The organism is Pantoea sp. JZ2 (assembly GCF_035191405.1).
GTDB classification, from domain to species: domain Bacteria; phylum Pseudomonadota; class Gammaproteobacteria; order Enterobacterales; family Enterobacteriaceae; genus Pantoea; species Pantoea stewartii.
This window is the reverse complement of record NZ_CP045247.1, coordinates 1,093,331-1,109,963: the sequence shown is the minus strand read 5'-3', so window position 1 is coordinate 1,109,963 and position 16,633 is coordinate 1,093,331. Positions and strand designations below refer to the sequence as shown.

17 protein-coding genes are annotated in these 16,633 nt (G+C 55.2%); 6 read left to right on the top strand and 11 right to left on the bottom strand.

The features are described from left to right. Positions 1 to 7 precede the first annotated feature (7 nt). Positions 8 to 1,354, bottom strand: a complete 1,347-nt coding sequence (locus GC087_RS05455) for an enolase C-terminal domain-like protein (RefSeq protein WP_324029871.1) — start codon at positions 1,352 to 1,354, stop codon at positions 8 to 10. 9 nt (positions 1,355 to 1,363) lie between these two features. Further along, complete coding sequence (locus GC087_RS05450) at positions 1,364 to 2,707, bottom strand: MFS transporter (RefSeq protein WP_054633225.1); 1,344 nt, start codon at positions 2,705 to 2,707, stop codon at positions 1,364 to 1,366. A gap of 510 nt (positions 2,708 to 3,217) precedes the next feature. Here GC087_RS05450 and garD point away from each other — a divergent pair. After that, positions 3,218 to 4,777: a galactarate dehydratase gene (gene garD / locus GC087_RS05445; RefSeq protein ID WP_324029869.1), complete on the top strand. Its 1,560-nt coding sequence runs from the start codon at positions 3,218 to 3,220 to the stop codon at positions 4,775 to 4,777. Between the two features lie 85 nt (positions 4,778 to 4,862). Here garD and GC087_RS05440 read toward each other — a convergent pair whose 3' ends face one another. The 4 genes from GC087_RS05440 to syd all read right to left on the bottom strand — a co-directional run bounded on the left by GC087_RS05440 (position 4,863) and on the right by syd (position 7,556). Then, a complete protein-coding gene (locus GC087_RS05440; RefSeq protein WP_033739574.1) occupies positions 4,863 to 5,309 on the bottom strand; it encodes a flavodoxin in 447 nt (148 codons plus the stop codon). Between the two features lie 12 nt (positions 5,310 to 5,321). Then, complete coding sequence (gene truC, locus GC087_RS05435; RefSeq protein ID WP_054633223.1) at positions 5,322 to 6,101, bottom strand: tRNA pseudouridine(65) synthase TruC; 780 nt, start codon at positions 6,099 to 6,101, stop codon at positions 5,322 to 5,324. Next, on the bottom strand, positions 6,101 to 6,430 hold the full coding sequence (locus GC087_RS05430) for a YqcC family protein (protein ID WP_006120775.1): 330 nt from the start codon (positions 6,428 to 6,430) through the stop codon (positions 6,101 to 6,103). Before GC087_RS05430 ends, truC begins: the two co-directional genes overlap by 1 nt. 577 nt (positions 6,431 to 7,007) lie before the next feature. Next, the gene (syd, locus tag GC087_RS05425; protein WP_006120776.1) at positions 7,008 to 7,556 is read right to left on the bottom strand and encodes a SecY-interacting protein; all 549 of its coding nucleotides are present in this window, start codon (positions 7,554 to 7,556) and stop codon (positions 7,008 to 7,010) included. 61 nt (positions 7,557 to 7,617) lie between these two features. On the opposite strand from syd, the gene queF reads away from it, so the two are divergent. The 3 genes from queF to xni all read left to right on the top strand — a co-directional run bounded on the left by queF (position 7,618) and on the right by xni (position 10,789). Continuing rightward, a complete protein-coding gene (queF, locus tag GC087_RS05420; RefSeq protein WP_033739575.1) occupies positions 7,618 to 8,463 on the top strand; it encodes an NADPH-dependent 7-cyano-7-deazaguanine reductase QueF in 846 nt (281 codons plus the stop codon). Positions 8,464 to 8,632: 169 nt separating this feature from the next. Continuing rightward, positions 8,633 to 9,997, top strand: coding sequence for a nucleotide 5'-monophosphate nucleosidase PpnN (ppnN, locus tag GC087_RS05415; RefSeq protein ID WP_006120778.1), 1,365 nt, complete (start codon positions 8,633 to 8,635; stop codon positions 9,995 to 9,997). A gap of 33 nt (positions 9,998 to 10,030) precedes the next feature. Next, a complete protein-coding gene (xni, locus tag GC087_RS05410; protein ID WP_006120779.1) occupies positions 10,031 to 10,789 on the top strand; it encodes a flap endonuclease Xni in 759 nt (252 codons plus the stop codon). 39 nt (positions 10,790 to 10,828) lie between these two features. Here xni and rlmM read toward each other — a convergent pair whose 3' ends face one another. From rlmM to GC087_RS05390, 4 genes are all read right to left on the bottom strand, one after another. Beyond that, positions 10,829 to 11,929, bottom strand: a complete 1,101-nt coding sequence (gene rlmM / locus GC087_RS05405) for a 23S rRNA (cytidine(2498)-2'-O)-methyltransferase RlmM (RefSeq protein WP_058708955.1) — start codon at positions 11,927 to 11,929, stop codon at positions 10,829 to 10,831. After that, positions 11,922 to 12,317 (bottom strand): DUF423 domain-containing protein, encoded by a 396-nt coding sequence (locus tag GC087_RS05400; RefSeq protein WP_014605150.1) that lies wholly within the window; start codon positions 12,315 to 12,317, stop codon positions 11,922 to 11,924. Before GC087_RS05400 ends, rlmM begins: the two co-directional genes overlap by 8 nt. A gap of 50 nt (positions 12,318 to 12,367) precedes the next feature. Beyond that, on the bottom strand, positions 12,368 to 13,285 hold the full coding sequence (locus tag GC087_RS05395) for a transcriptional regulator GcvA (protein ID WP_006120782.1): 918 nt from the start codon (positions 13,283 to 13,285) through the stop codon (positions 12,368 to 12,370). A gap of 336 nt (positions 13,286 to 13,621) precedes the next feature. Then, the gene (locus tag GC087_RS05390) at positions 13,622 to 13,843 is read right to left on the bottom strand and encodes a YgdI/YgdR family lipoprotein (protein ID WP_006120783.1); all 222 of its coding nucleotides are present in this window, start codon (positions 13,841 to 13,843) and stop codon (positions 13,622 to 13,624) included. A gap of 207 nt (positions 13,844 to 14,050) precedes the next feature. Between GC087_RS05390 and csdA the strand changes: the two genes are divergently transcribed. Continuing rightward, the gene (gene csdA, locus GC087_RS05385; protein ID WP_058708956.1) at positions 14,051 to 15,259 is read left to right on the top strand and encodes a cysteine desulfurase CsdA; all 1,209 of its coding nucleotides are present in this window, start codon (positions 14,051 to 14,053) and stop codon (positions 15,257 to 15,259) included. Positions 15,260 to 15,261: 2 nt separating this feature from the next. Continuing rightward, the gene (csdE, locus tag GC087_RS05380; RefSeq protein ID WP_033739583.1) at positions 15,262 to 15,711 is read left to right on the top strand and encodes a cysteine desulfurase sulfur acceptor subunit CsdE; all 450 of its coding nucleotides are present in this window, start codon (positions 15,262 to 15,264) and stop codon (positions 15,709 to 15,711) included. A 106-nt stretch (positions 15,712 to 15,817) separates the two neighbouring features. Here the strand turns inward: csdE and tcdA are convergent, their stop codons facing one another. Then, positions 15,818 to 16,618 carry a tRNA cyclic N6-threonylcarbamoyladenosine(37) synthase TcdA gene (tcdA, locus tag GC087_RS05375; protein ID WP_324029866.1) on the bottom strand — a complete coding sequence of 267 codons (801 nt, stop codon included), beginning with the start codon at positions 16,616 to 16,618 and terminating at the stop codon, positions 15,818 to 15,820. Between the last annotated feature and the right edge of the window lie 15 nt (positions 16,619 to 16,633).

Sequence of the window (16,633 nt, the reverse complement as noted above, 5' to 3'; positions counted from 1 at the left end):
TTATCCCTTAAGCAGAGGCCCGGCCAAAAGCCGGGCGTTTACGGTCAAATGTCCAGCCGGGAACCAGGTACTGCATGGCCGTCGCGTCATTACGTCCGCCCGCTGGCAGTGATTTGTAGCGTTCGTTTGCCCGCCGCAGTTGCGCCCAGTCCAGTTCAATGCCCAGGCCCGGTGCAGTGGGCACTGCAATTTTTCCCTGCTGAATCGGCAGTGGATTTTTCGTCAGGCGCTGGTCGCCCTCCTGCCAGATCCAGTGCGTGTCTATCGCGGTGGGGTTACCGGGTGCCGCAGCGCCGACATGGGTAAACATGGCCAGGGAAATATCAAAGTGGTTATTGGAGTGACAGCCCCAGGTGAGTCCCCATTCATCGCACAGCTGAGCGACCCGCACGGCACCGCTCAGCGTCCAGAAATGGGGATCGGCCAGCGGGATATCGATCGCGTTGAGCATCAGTGCATGCTGCATCTCGCGCCAGTTGGTGGCGATCATGTTGGTGGCGACCGGCAGGCCCGTCGCGCGCCGAAACTCTGCCATCACCTCACGCCCGGAATAACCCTGCTCCGCCCCACAGGGATCTTCTGCATAGGTCAGCACATCCTGCATGCCTTTACACAGCCGGATCGCCTCGTCCAGCCGCCATGCGCCGTTAGGATCAACGGTGATACGCGCAGCGGGAAAGCGTTTTTTCAACGCCTGCGCGGTCGCGATTTCCTGTTCGCCCGACAGCACGCCGCCCTTGAGTTTAAAATCGTGAAATCCGTATTTATCCTGAGCCGCTTCCGCCAGCCTGACGATGGCCTCACTGCTCAGGGCTTCCTGATGACGCAGCCGATACCAGTCATGCTGCGCGTTCTCACCAGTGAGGTAAGGCAGATCGGTTTTGCGCCGGTCACCGATATAGAACAGGTAACCCAACACCGTGACCGCATCGCGTTGTTTACCCGGCCCCAGCAGCTCGGCGACCGGCACGCCCAGACATTGCCCCAGCAGATCCAGCAGCGCGGCCTCCAGCGCCGCAACCGCATTTACGCGCAGTTCGAACGTCCAGCCGCCCTTGCCAAGGGTCTCGAAATCCGCAGACTGATTGCCCCGATGCACCTGCTGTACCAGCCGGTTCAGGCAGGCGACCTGCTGACCTGTCACCTGCGGTACGGCATCCAGCAAGGCCTGATAAATGGTCTCGCCTCCCGGTGCCTCACCCAGCCCGGTATGACCCGCACTGTCCGTCAGTATTACAATGTTGCGGGTAAAACTGGCATTGTGTGCCCCCCCAATGTTGAGCAGCATACTGTCGTAACCGGCCACCGGCACAACCTGCATAGCGGTGATAACGGGCGTGGATTGCGTATTCATACAGGCTCCTTAGCGGGTTTTCAGCTCAATGCGCTTGATGTTATCCACCAGCACCAGATAACTGAGTACCGCGACAAAGGCGTGGATACCCACGTATACCAGCGCACCGTTATACGATCCGGTCGAGGCAATGATGTAGCCAATCGCGACAGGCGTGATAATGCCGGACGCATTACCAAACATATTGAACAGGCCGCCGCTCAGACCGCTGATCTCCTTCGGCGCGGTATCGGCCATCACCGCCCAGCCTAACGCACCAATGCCTTTGCCAAAAAAGGCCGTCGCCATAAACAGCACCACAACCCAGTCGGTTTCAACGTAGTTACATATCACCATAGAGGTCGAGAGCAGCATCCCGAGCACAATGGGCGTTTTGCGGGCAATGTTCAGGGAGCCGGTTTTGCGCATCAGCCAGTCGGAGATCACGCCACCCAGCACGCCGCCAATAAAGCCGCACAGTGCCGGTACGGAGGCAACAAAACCGGCTTTAAGAATCGACATTCCGCGCGCCTGAACCAGATAAACCGGAAACCAGGTGATAAAGAAATAGGTCAGTGCGTTGATGCAGTACTGGCCAATATAGATACCGATCATCATGCGTGACTGCAGCAGCTGTTTGATCTGGAACCGCTTGTCACGGAAGCTGACGTTTTGCTTTTCGCTTTTCTGATCCATGTTGATCAGTGCACCGCCCTGCTCCATGTATTCCCGTTCCGCCTGATTAACGCCAGGATGATCGCTGGGATCGTGAATCACTTTGAGCCAGATAAGGCTCAGGATGATGCCCAGTCCCCCCATGAACCAGAAGACATGAGCCCAACCGACTGCGGAGGTCAGCCAGCCCATGATGGGTGCGAAAATCACGGTCGCAAAATACTGGGCAGAATTGAAAATGGCCACGGCGGTACCGCGCTCCTGAGCCGGAAACCAGGCGGCCACAATCCGGCTGTTACCCGGAAATGAAGGTGCTTCTGCCAGCCCCACCATAAAGCGCAACATAAACAGCGCCATAACGATGGTGTAACCACTGAACAGGTCCACGAAACCTTGCAGCAAGGTAAATAACGACCAGAGGAAGATGCTCCAGAAATAGACGCGTTTGGAACCAAAGCGATCCAACAGCCAGCCGCCGGGGATTTGTCCAATAACATAGGCCCACGAAAACGCCGAGAAGATGTAACCCATGCCCACGGGATCGAGGCCAATATCCTTTGCCATCGCGGAGCCAGCGATGGATAACGTCGCCCGGTCGCCGTAGTTGAATGAGGTCACAATAAACAACATGACCACAATCCAGTAGCGTGCATTTGTCCGTTTCTGGACCGCCTCTGACGTCTGGTGAAAACTACTCATGATGCACTCCTGAAAAATAGCGAAAGTGACATTCGCTCTGACTGCATACACATCGCGTTGGGTATCAGAGAGATGTAGGTTAAACACGGCGATTTTTTTATTGGCAAATTACTCACGCGGCGTGACATATAACCTGACCGGGGAAACGGAAATCAGTATAAGAAGTGGGTTTCACGGTGACATTGGAATATCTCCCTGGAATAAGGAGAAGGAATCGTGCTTTTTTGGGCTATTGCATAAAACACTGCGGCGCATTTCACGTATTTTGGTATTCCTCACCCAAAGCCAACTCCTAGGCCCGACGATCGTCGGCTTTGTGAGAATCTTCACTTGATTTGGTAAAAAGACATGAAAACGGCCGTCTCTGAAGGCTGAATGTAGGTCAATTGCACAATGTGCAGGTGAGAACCCCTCTTTATACTGACGGTGGCAAATACTGAACCTGTGACACCTGACTTCTTATAATGAATGCGCCACAGAAATAAGGCGCGACGCACTGGAAGGTGAGCGATGATCCCCCTGTCAAACGAACAACCGCTCTATATCAAAGTTCATGAAAACGATAACGTGGCCATTGTGGTTAACAGCCAGGGACTGCCTGCCGGTACCACGTTTCGTGATGGCTTAACTCTGACCGAGCATATTCCCCAGGGACACAAGGTGGCGCTGCAGGCTATTCCTGATGGGCAGCCCATACTGCGCTATGGCGAGGTGATTGGGCTGGCCATGCGTGATATCGCCCAGGGGAGCTGGATCGACGAATCGCTAATTGCTCTGCCGGACGCCCCGGACTTAGCGCATTTACCTTTAGCGAATAATGTGCCGCCGGCGTTACCGCCGCTGGACGGTTATACCTTTGAGGGCTATCGCAACGCCGACGGCAGCGTGGGCACCCGTAATCTGTTGGGGATCACCACCAGCGTGCACTGCGTCGCGGGCGTGGTGGATTATGTGGTGCAAATCATTGAGCGTGATTTACTGCCCCGCTATCCCAACGTTGATGGCGTGGTGGCGCTGAATCATCTTTATGGCTGTGGCGTGGCGATCAATGCCCCCGCGGCGGTGATCCCGATCCGAACCGTTCATAATCTGGCCCTGAATGCCAATTTCGGCGGCGAAATCATGGTGGTCAGTCTGGGATGCGAAAAGTTACAACCCGAACGCCTGCTGACCGGCACGCCTGACGTACAGCCCATCTCGCTGGACGATGCGGATATTGTGCGTTTGCAGGACGAGAGCCGGGTGGGCTTCGGTGCCATGGTGGATGAGATTTTGCAGGTCGCAGAGCGTCACCTGAGCCGCCTTAATCAACGCCAGCGCGAAACCTGCCCGGCCTCTGAACTGGTGGTTGGCATGCAGTGTGGCGGCAGCGACGCGTTTTCGGGCGTGACCGCGAATCCCGCCGTCGGCTTCGCCGCTGATCTGCTGGTACGCTGCGGAGCCACCGTAATGTTTTCTGAAGTCACGGAGGTACGGGATGCCATTCATTTACTGACGCCACGCGTGGTTGACCAGGCCGTGGGCCAGCGACTGATTGAGGAAATGGCCTGGTATGATCGCTATCTCGATCAAGGCAAAACGGACCGCAGCGCCAATCCCTCGCCCGGCAACAAGACAGGCGGACTGGCCAACGTGGTGGAAAAAGCATTAGGCTCGATTGCCAAATCAGGCCGAAGCCCGATTGTGGAAGTGCTGTCGCCGGGACAACGGCCAACACGACGAGGGCTGATTTTTGCCGCCACGCCCGCCAGCGATTTTGTCTGCGGCACGCAGCAGCTGGCCTCAGGCATCACCTTACAGGTTTTTACAACAGGCAGGGGAACACCTTACGGCCTGGCGGCGATTCCGGTGATCAAAATGGCAACCCGTACCGCATTGGCTGAACGCTGGCATGATTTAATGGATATTAACGCCGGTACGATTGCCACGGGCGAAGAAACCATCGAGCAGGTTGGCTGGCGGTTGTTTACATTAATTCTGGACATTGCCAGCGGCCGGAAACAAACCTGGTCAGACCGCTGGGGCATCCGCAATCAGCTGGCGGTCTTTAATCCCGCACCGATCACCTGATGCCGTTTTTATGCAGACAGGCCGTGCTGACACCCGCGTGGCGCGCATGTCAGCCACGCGGGTGCCGTCTTCCCACCCTGTACAGTCAGAGCTGTTTGCCCCACTGCTCAACCCAGGGAGACGTTACCGACTCTGGCTCCGGATTTTCGGTGGCGTCGATGAGCAACACGTCACCGATCCGCTTCGCCTGGTGCGCCTGCAGCAATGCATCAAAACGTTTGCCTGCGCCGCAGAAATTTTCATAACTGCTGTCGCCCAACGCTATCACGCCATAACGCAGCGTGGGCTGATGGCCCAGCTTATCCTGCATAGCATGAAACAGGCCGGAAATCGTATCCGGAAAATCGCCCTGACCGGTGGTCGAGGTGATGATCAGAGCGACATCACTGGCATAGTGTTGCCAGTCGGCCAGTGTCGGATCTTCGAAAATCGTTACCTCATGGCCCTGCTGCTGCAACAACGGCTCAGCTTCTTCTGCAACCAGTAAGGCGTTCCCATAGACGGTGCCTACAAAAATCCCAATCTTTGCCATTTCTTTTCCCCTTTATTCCGGAACGCTATCCTGACCTGAGCCTGCGAGAAACTCAACCCGTGGCACATCAGGAATACAGGCCTGCCAGCCAAACTGCTCCATCACCCGTTGCCAGACAGGATCGAGCCCGGCACGAATAAGCAGCGGTTCGCCCGTCACAGGATGGTTAAGGGATAAGCTGCTGGCATGCAGCATCAAACGGCTGGCACCAAAGTGCGCAGCCGCACCACGATTCTGGCGTAAATCCCCGTGGGCCGAATCGCCGATGATGGGATGACGCAAATGGGACATGTGCCGACGGAGTTGATGTTTCCGCCCGGTTTGCGGTTTAAGCTCAACCAGGCTGTAACGTGCCGTGGGATAGCGACTGATGGCGACCGGCATTTCTACCGTTGCCAGTGCGGCGTAATCGGTCACCGCCGGCTGCGGCGCACGGGGTTCGCTGACAAATTTGTCCGCGATCTTGTCCAGCTCTTCCACCAACGGATAATCCAGCCTGTCACTGCCTTCAAGCCAGCCGCGCACAATGGCATGGTAGGTCTTTTCCATGTGGTGATGCTCAAACTGCTGGGACAGCAGGCGGCCTGCCTCACTGGACAGCCCCATCAGCAGCACGCCTGATGTGGGGCGATCCAGCCGATGCGCCGTGAAAACATGCTGGCCTATCTGGTCGCGTACCGTCTGCATCACAAACCGGGTTTCATGGCGATCAAGCCAACTGCGGTGTACCAGCCAGCCTGCGGGCTTATTCACCGCGACCAGCCACGCATCCTGATAAATGATTTCCAGCATCAGACCGGGTCATCCTGCAGCAATGCATCCAGCTGCTGTAAGGTCAGCAACAACAGTGTGCGCCCCGGCTGAACCGGCGTTAACGCCATTTCAAAATAGGGGGCAACCGCAAAATTTTTTGGCAATGCCTGGCCCGCACGAATCAGCATCTGCACCCGTGGAATCAGGACCCACTGCAACCATTCCAGTGGCTGCATCGTGTCGAGGAAAAAAGGTTGCTGGCTTGCGAAAGCCTGTTCGTCTGGCGCGTCCACCTGCCACAGATCGTGCTCACGCATGACGGCTTCGAGCTGTTCAAGCCGTTGCATAATAAACTGTTCTGACGTCATGCCTCACCTCTGACGAATAAAAAGGGGCGGCAAGGATAACCCGCAGGCACAAAAAAAGGGAGCACTGTATTAAACAGTGCTCCCGGTTCGTTTGCAGCTCTCCTGCTACGTTAATGCTCCCTGCTCATCCTTGACAACTTTTCCCGTGCGTAGTCCTTCCGCGAATCATCCTGATCACTCCTTAGCCTCCTGGCCCACCGCCTCGTCCGAGGGGCTCTCATTCTCCATCCTGGAGGTGTCCCTTAACTCATTCCTGAGTGTCCTGCTTCGTCCTGAAGCCTTCCCTGTGACGTAACAGCATTACGTTCCTGCCTCCTGGCTACCGTCTTCCTGACGGTTCCTGCTGTCCATGACGTCCTGTCAGCGAGACCTATTCTCTTAAGAAAAGCCTCAGGACACAAGGTGTTAAAACACGATATAACGCGATCCTGTTCAAGAGATTGAACAGCGGTGCTAATAAGTTAATGATTTACAATATTTTTACATCTCGGCCGCCACTTCACCGTTTCGCTAATATGGCGATCTCTCACACGGCATGTAAGAGATCTCTCACACGCGAAGCGGCACATCTCTGCAATTAATCACTAAGCGGTTGTAAATTATTAAGAAAAGTACAGATATCCGATGCCAGCGTAATACGTTTCTTCTGGCCGGGCGTTTCAAGGATGATGTCACCGCTCAGATTGCACAGGGAAATAATGTTCTCTTCTGACGCAGTGGTGGCAATAAACAGTGTTGGATTCTGCTTCAGGCGCCGCTGCATGACGAGGTGCCCGATCAGGTTTTCCTGCAGCCGGACAAAGTCGGTTTCACTCCAGACCTGGAGCAGCGTTAGCCTGTGGTCCTGCCACATAGCCTGCATGTCCCCCGCGAACTGGTGCGTATAAAAGGCCGTAATCTGCGGTTGCAGCGCAATCTCCAGCGCCCGCTCAACCGCCTCCAGCGAGGGCGGTAGTGTAAAGGGTTGCGGTTGCCAGAGCGCACACTCATCACGGTTTTCCAGCAAACAGGGGGAAGGAATACCATAAAGATCGCGACTGGCTGGCGCATGGCCCCGGCTCTGCTGCCAGTGCTGGCAGTAGCGCGTGGTAAAATCCGTTAACGCTTCAGCGGTTTGCTGCATCATTCAAATTCTCACTTCTGATAGGTTACACTTACTCACTTTGATGACTCTAGTGGTAACCGTTATGTCTTCTTACCAGCCGGACCCGGCACTGAGCAACCTGACGCTGGGCAAGCCTACAGCGTATCACGATCGCTATGACAACAGCTTATTACAGGCCGTGCCGCGCAGCATGAATCGCGAGCCTTTGGGCCTTTATCCCGATAATTTGCCGTTCTCGGGCAGTGATATCTGGACGCTCTATGAACTCTCATGGCTCAACAGCAAAGGCGTGCCCCAGGTGGCCGTGGGCGAAGTCGAGCTTGATGCCCGGAGCCGTAATCTTATCGAATCAAAGAGTTTTAAGCTCTACCTTAACAGCTTTAACCAGACGCGATTTACAGACTGGGCCGAGGTACGCCAGACGCTGGAGCAGGACCTGCGCGCCTGTGCCGAGGGCGATGTCCGTGTGGCGCTGTTTCGCTTACAGGAGATCGAAGGTCAGCCTGTCGGTCACTTTGCGGGCACCTGCATTGATGAGCAGGACATCGAGATTGAAGATTACGGCTTCAATGCCGATTATCTGATCGACGCCGCCGGTCAGGAACAGGTGCAAGAAACGCTGGTCAGCCATCTGCTTAAATCCAACTGTTTGATCACCAATCAGCCTGACTGGGGATCGGTAATGATTCGCTATCAGGGCCCGCGCATCGATCGTGAAGCTCTGCTGCGCTATATCGTTTCATTTCGTCAGCATAATGAGTTTCATGAACAGTGCGTGGAGCGTATTTTCAACGACCTGATGCGCTTTTGTCAGCCATCACAGCTGACCGTCTACGCACGTTACACGCGACGGGGTGGACTGGATATCAATCCGTGGCGCAGTAATGTGCCCTTTACGCCGGGCCATTCTCGTCTGGTTCGTCAATAGTTTGCGAATCCTTTCTCAGACTGTTAAACGCGCATACGGTTCCACTTGAGCAAACCTTGCCGACAAGGCTACTCTGGACAGGGCGGTAACCTGCGGGTTGCCAACCAGGGATTTTGGTCACTGCATTTGCAGTGTCAGTTATCACCCCAGCGGGTGCAAAGGAGTTCATTTGATTACACATGTCAGCCCTCTTGGCTCTATGGATCTGCTCTCCCAACTGGAAGTAGATATGCTGAAGCGCACGGCCAGCAGCGATTTGTATCAACTTTTCCGTAACTGCTCGCTCGCCGTACTCAACTCTGGCAGTCAGACTGACAGCAGCCATGAACTGCTGTCGCGTTTTGAGAACTTCGACATCAACGTACTGCGCCGTGAGCGCGGCGTTAAGCTGGAACTGATCAATCCCCCGGAAGAAGCCTTCGTCGACGGTCGTATCATCCGTTCACTCCAGGCCAACCTGTTTGCCGTCTTGCGCGACATCCTGTTTGTCAATGGCCAGCTCGCCAGCTCGGGGCGTTTACCCTGCGAAGAGGACAACGACTCAGCCACCATCACCAACACGGTGTTTTCCATTTTGCGCAATGCCCGCGCCCTGCATGTGGGTGAATATCCCAATACCGTTGTCTGCTGGGGTGGCCACTCGATCAACGCGGTGGAATACCAGTATTGTCGCAACGTGGGCACGCAACTGGGGCTGCGTGAGCTGAACATTTGTACCGGTTGTGGACCGGGCGTGATGGAAGCGCCGATGAAAGGTGCCGCCGTGGGCCATGCCCAGCAGCGCTATCGTGACAGCCGCTTTATCGGATTAACTGAGCCGTCCATTATCGCGGCTGAGCCACCGAATCCGCTGGTGAACGAACTTATCATCATGCCGGATATCGAAAAGCGCCTGGAAGCCTTTGTGCGCATCGCGCACGGCATCATCATCTTTCCGGGCGGCGTGGGCACCGCAGAGGAGTTCCTCTATCTGTTGGGCATTCTGATGAATCCACAGAACGCGCATCAGGTTCTGCCGCTTATTCTGACCGGCCCGAAAGAGAGCGCCGATTATTTCCGCGTACTGGACGACTTCATTGTCAGCACGCTCGGCGAGCAGGCACGTAAGCATTATCAGATCATCATTGACGATGCTGCTGAAGTTGCCCGTCTGATGAGAAAAGCCATGCCGCAGGTGAAAGAGCATCGCCGTGAAACCGGTGACGCCTACAGTTTTAACTGGTCAATGCGTATTGCTCAGGATCTGCAGGTGCCGTTTATGCCAACGCATGAAAATATGGCCAACCTCAATCTCTACACAAACCAGGCTCCAGAAAAACTGGCGGCGGATTTGCGCCGGGCCTTCTCTGGGATTGTTGCAGGAAACGTCAAAGAGATGGGCATTCGCGAAATCCGCGAAAAAGGCCCTTACAAACTGCACGGCGATGCCGACATCATGCACCGCATGGATGAACTGCTACAGGGCTTTGTGGCGCAGCAACGTATGAAACTGCCCGGCACTGCCTATATTCCGTGCTACGAAATCATCAAGTAAATCTGGAGGCAGCCTGCGGGCTGCCCATATCTTATGTCTCTTCACTTACTCATTGTTGACGCCCTCAATTTAATTCGTCGCCTGCATGCGGTACAAGGCTCGCCCTGCGTCGACAGTTGCGTAGGCGCGCTGCGTCAGCTTCTGGGGCACACGCGGCCGACGCACGTGGTGGCGGTGTTTGATGGTGAAGCCCGCCATCAGGGATGGCGGCACCAGTTGTTGCCTGACTATAAAAGTGGCCGCCCACCGATGCCCGACGATTTGCAGGCCGAAATGCCCGCGCTGAAGGACGCTTTTCGAAACGCGGGCGTCAGTTGCTGGATAGCCGACCAGGATGAAGCCGACGATCTGGCGGCGACGCTGGCGGTCAAAATGGCGCAGGCAGGTCATCAGGCGACCATCGTTTCAACCGACAAAGGTTACTGCCAGTTACTGGCACCGACGATTCGCATCCGTGACTATTTTCAAAAGCGCTGGCTGGATGTGCCTTTTATTGAAGCCGAATTCGGCGTTGCACCCGCGTTGCTGCCTGACTACTGGGGATTATGCGGCATCAGCAGCAGTAAAATTCCCGGCATCGCAGGCATTGGACCCAAAAGCGCCCGGGAACTGCTACAGCAGTTTGGTTCGCTGGAATCGCTGTATCAGCAGTTGGATCAGGTGCCGACCAAATGGCGTAATAAGTTACAGGCCGGACAGGAGATGGCGCTGATCAGCCGCGATGTGGCCCGGCTGAAACAGGATTTGGTGCTGGAAGGGAATCTGAATTTACTGCGTTACCATGGCGGCTAATCATATCAGACCGGGCACAATCGCGCCCGGTCTGCAGGGTTAACGCTCGTCGCGGCGGCCACCGACAGCGGCCCAGATGCGACGAATGTGCACTGTCACTTCTTCACGATCGTGATAAAGCTGACGTGCCCGAATCTGCGCGTTAACGCCATTTTCATTGAGTCGCTGCTCGATCATGGCCAGATTCTGCGTGACTTCTTCGTAGCGCTTCTTCATGGGCAGTTTCAGGTTAAATATGGCTTCGCGGCACCAGCCGTTGACCAGCCAGTCCGCCATCAGGTTCGCCACGCGAGCCGGCTTTTCCACCATGTCGCAGACCAGCCAGCTGATGTTGGTGCGGGGCGGACGGAAACGGAAACCGTCTTCACGCTCGTGAAAAACCTGGCCGGTCTCCATCAGGCTGGGCGCCATCGGCCCGTTATCCACGGCGTAAACCATCATGCTGCGCTTTACCAGTTGATAGGTCCAGCCGCCTGGACAGGCCCCCAAATCGACGGCATACATTCCACTGGCCAGACGTTCATCCCACTCATCGGCCGGAACAAAAACGTGAAAGGCCTCTTCCAGCTTAAGCGTGGACCGACTCGGCGCATCAGACGGGAACTTAAGACGCGGAATGCCCATATAAAAGGGTGAGTTGTTCTCCGGCAGTGAATACCCGACGTAGCAGGTGCCGGGGGCGATAAAGAACACATGCACGACCGGGCGTTTTGGGCTTTCATAGTTGAGCAGGATTTTGCTCTCACGCAGGCTGGCGCGCAGCGGGACGGTAAACTTGCGGCAGAACCTGGTGAGCTCTTTGGCTTCGTTGGTGTCCGGCACTTCAACACGCAGTTCCCCGCCCTTTTCCACCACGCCGCTTAACATGCCTACGATGGGGGAAATACGATCGTCCTGGGGCAGATCCCGCAGCAGTTCGCCAACAACCAGCATCTGACGGGCAAAAATCAACTGCTCAAACGGCAACTCGCGGATCAGTCTCTCCGCATCGGGCTGCTGGTAGCACTCAAACAGGACATAACCTGCACCCTCTTTAACCCGAGGAAAGCCGTAAACATTGCGCTCGGCGGCTTTAGCACTAATTTCCGCCGCACACTCTTTTTCAAAGCCAGCGCGGCAATACAGTAAAACTTTATTCATGGCGTTCTGCCTTGGTTTTAAGACGCAGTGCGCCAATCAACATCAATAGCCAGCCAACGAGGAAGAACAGCCCCCCGACTGGCGTGATAAAAACAAAAAACGTTAAGTGCGACAGCGCCAGGGAATAGAGGCTGCCGCTGAATAATACGGTACCCAGTGCCATAGAGGCGCTGCTCCAGTAGAACCAGATATTACAGCGATAAAGCATCGCCGCTCCCAGTCCCAGCACAGCCAGCGTATGATAAGCCTGGTATTCCAGCCCGGTATGAATCCAGGCCATTTCAGTCGCTCCCAGCGTTTTATTCAACACATGAGCACCAAAAGCACCAAATGCCACCAGGAAAAACCCACTGATGGCCGCAAAAATAAACATGGCACGTCTGGACATGAATGTATCCTCAAGGTGCGTTTGCAGGTCCCTGCAAAAAAATAAAAAAGTTACTGATCATAACGAAAGCGGAATTTTTCTTGTTCGGTAGCCGCTTTGGCGAGGATCCACTGTCGAAAGGCGGCTATTTTACCCAGTTCTGCCTGACTGTCATGACAAACCAGATAAAAAGCATTTTTGCTCACTAAAACGTCATTAAACGGACAAATCAACCGTCCCGCTTCGATTTCGCTTTGCGCCATAACGTTATTGGCCAGGGCAACGCCCTGCCCATGGATGGCCGCCTGCAGCACCATCGCGCTGTGGCTGAAAATGGGCCCCTGTTGCACATTGATATGCTGGACGCCTGACTGACGGATATACGCCTGCCAGTCACGGCGGGAAGCATCATGCAACAGTGTAAAACGAGCCAGATCCATGGGCGTTTTCAGGGGATTTTCACCCGTCATCAGCGATGGCGAACAAACCGGCAGCAAATATTCGGCATAGAGTTTTTCGACCCGCAGGCCTGGCCAGTTTCCCCGGCCATAGAAAATGGCCACGTCCACATCATCGGCCAGCTTCTCTTCATCCCGATCGACCGCCTGAATGCGGACGTCAATTCCCGGATAAGCCAGATTAAAGCTGGAAAGACGCGGGACCAGCCACTGAATCGCAAAGCTTGGCAGCAAACTCACCGTCAACGCCCCTTTGGCGCTGCGTGCCTGCAGTTTACGCGTCGCCTCGTTGAGCGCAGAGAAAATTTCTTTGATATCCAAATAGTAACTTTGGCCTTCCTCGGTGAGTAAAAGCGACCGGTTTCGCCGTCTGAACAGCTTCAGTCCCAGAAAATCTTCCAGTGATTTGATCTGATGACTGACAGCAGCCTGGGTCACAAACAGCTCTTCAGCGGCTTTGGTGAAGCTTAAATGGCGTGCTGCGGCATCAAATACCCGCAGTGCATTCAGGGGAGGAAGACGTTTTGACATGGTTATCCATAGCCAGCCTGGCAAAAAATACGCGGACTAATACAAAGCCTTAACGTATTAGAATTTATAATCCGAGACATTATAAATTGTCCGTTGAGGAAGCTCCAGCAAATACCTATAGTTGCGGTACTTCCTGAGCCGGAACGAAAAGTTTTTAGATTTGTGAGTGAGTTCGCAGATTTTCTGAAAGCTTTTGGCTTGTGGTCGTGATGTTGTGTTTGCAATTTTGATCTGACCTTTACAGATCAAGCTTTTTTATTTCCTGTAGATTTACCCTGTCTGTCCATTGTGATATTGAGTAGCACCGCAAATTGCGGTGCTTTTTTTATGCGCGGATTACTTCATCTCAACCATTTCTTTCACATCTGAACGGTTAATCTGCTGCTCATTGCCATTCGCATCTTTATAGCTAATCATACCGGTATCAGTATCGACTCTTGGTTTACCTTCAGCAACGATAGTGCGTCCGTCATTGGTATGCATTACGTAGTTGCTTGAACAGGCAGCCAGGGTAAAGGCCATTGTACAAACGGCCAGCATTGCGGCGAGTTTTTTCATCTTCTATCTCCTTGCAGATTGATTGCACCAAACCGCCCGCGTTACGCTGACCCGAGAAATGGTCAAGTGGGATCGACTATCAGAATGTCGTATCGCCATGCGGGTGAAGTTTTTACCTTGCAATATTCAGCATAACCCGCTTTTCCAGCTTTGCCAGACAGACATCCATCTTTCAGCCTGAGTCTGATAATTAACAACGAGCTATGTATGCGTGCCTTTAATCCTTCTTCATTCCGGCAGCAGTTTCCTGCCCTGAGCGACGCGGGTGTTTATCTCGACAGCGCCGCCACCACGCTAAAACCGCAGGCGGTAATCGAGGCGACTCAGCAGTTCTACAGCCTGAGCGCCGGTACGGTTCATCGTAGCCAGTTTGCAGCGGCTCGCCGGTTAACCGAGCAGTATGAGCAGGCGCGGGGCCAGGTGGCGCAGTGGCTCAATGCCGCCAGTGACCGGCAGATTGTCTGGACGCGCGGTACCACCGAAGCCATTAACCTGGTGGCGCAAAGCTGGTTAGCCCCGCGTTTACAGCCCGGCGATGAAATCCTCGTCAGCGAAGCCGAGCACCACGCCAATCTGGTTCCCTGGCTCATGGTCGCACAGGCCACGGGCGCGCGCGTGGTAAAATGGCCAATCGGTGAGGATCGCCTGCCCGATATCGCCGTGCTGCCCTCACTGATCACTCACCGGACGCGTCTGCTTGCGCTGGGTCAGATGTCCAATGTCACAGGCGGCTGCCCCGATTTATCCCGGGCCATCGCTCTTGCCCATGCGGCAGGGGCAAAAGTTATGGTCGATGGCGCGCAGGGCGTCGTACATTGCCCACCGGATGTACAGGCGCTGGATATTGATTTCTATGCCTTTTCCGGCCACAAGCTCTATGGCCCAATGGGCATCGGTGTGCTGTACGGTAAAGCGGAATTGCTGGAAGAGATGGCCCCCTGGCAGGGCGGCGGTAAGATGCTGACGAAGGTCGACTTCACCGGCTTTACGCCCCAGCCGGTGCCCTGGCGCTTTGAGGCCGGTACGCCAAACGTGGCGGGCGTGACCGGACTGAGTGCCGCGCTGAGCTGGCTGCAACAGCATAATATGTCTAAAGCGGAGATCTGGAGCCAGCAGTTAGCCAGTCTGGCCGAGGAACAGCTTGCAGAACTGCCGGGCTTTCGCAGTTTCCGTTGTGGCCAGGCCAGCCTGCTGGCCTTCGACATTCAGGGAGTGCATCACAGCGATATCGTGACACTGCTGGCAGAGCACGGGATCGCCTTACGTGCGGGTCAACATTGTGCCCAACCGTTAATGGCGGCACTGGGCGTTGAGGGGACGCTGCGCGTATCGTTTGCCCCCTATAATAATTTACAGGACGTCGATGCGCTGCTGCGCGCTATGCACAGCGCTGTCGCGTTGTTATCGGAGTTTTAATCATGCACGCATCCCTGCTTGCCCCGCATCCGTTCGGTGTTGAAATTACGCCTGCGGATCTGAAAGAAACCTTCTCTCACTGTCGGCAGTGGGAGGATCGCTACCGGCAGCTGATTTTACTTGGCCGACAGTTGCCGGCCTTACCTGACGCATTAAGAACACCGGACAGTGAGCTGAGTGGTTGCGAGAATCGCGTCTGGCTGGGCAGCCAGATCCGGGAAGAAGGTTCCCTGCATTTTTACGGTGACAGCGAAGGTCGCATCGTTCGTGGTTTGCTGGCCGTGCTGCTCACCGCTGTTGAAGGCCAGACGCCCGCGCAATTACTGGCGGCCGATCCGCTGGATCTGTTTGAATCGCTGGGCCTGCGTGCGCAGCTTAGCGCCTCACGCAGTAGCGGCCTGAAAGCGCTGGCCGATGCCGTCCAGCAGCATGCGCAACGGGCGCTGGGTTAACCGCTCATGGCGCAGTCGTCGGTCAGTGTTTAGCTAATCAGGTCAGGCTGCCGGCCTGGCAAACGCGGGCTAAAGCCGTACAACCGCGTAGCACGGCAGATTAGCATTACGCCTGGCGCGCGGCCCGTGCCAGAAATTTCTTCAGGGCATGCGAAACGGCAACAAAGCCAAAGGTGGCGGTGACCATCGTGGCTGCGCCAAATCCGGATTCACAATCCATTCTTTTCGGCCCTTCCGCTGTGCTGCGTGAGGCGCAAACCGAGCCATCCGCCTGCGGATAAACCAGCGCCTCTGTAGAGAAAACGCAGTCGATGCCCAGCTTGCCTTTGCTGTTTTTTACCACTCCCAGCTGTTTAAGCCGCTCGCGTAATTTAGCTGCTAGCGGATCCTGGATGGTCTTCGCTAAGTCAGTCACCTGGATTTGCGTGGGATCGATTTGCCCACCTGCGCCGCCCGTGGTGATCAGGGGAATCTTATTGCGTCGACACCAGGCAATCAGCGCCGCCTTGGGGCGCACACTGTCGATAGCGTCAATCACATAGTCGATATCGGCAGTCAGCAGCGTCGTCGTGTTTTCCGGGGTGATAAAGTCATCAATACAGATCACCTCACAGTCAGGATTAATGGCGCGCAGACGCTCGGCCATCACGTCCGTTTTGGCTTTACCCACATTGCCGCTCATCGCATGTATCTGACGATTGGTGTTGGTGATACAGACATCATCCATATCGATCAGGGTAATCCTGCCGATGCCGGTTCTTACCAGTGCCTCGGCAGCCCAGGAGCCCACGCCGCCAATACCAATCACACAGAAGTGGGCATCAGCGAAATGCTGCAACGCCGACTGCCCATAAAGACGTGCCGTGCCACCAAATCGCTGGTGCCAGGCATCGTTTAACACTTTCATAGTTGAACCTGTTAC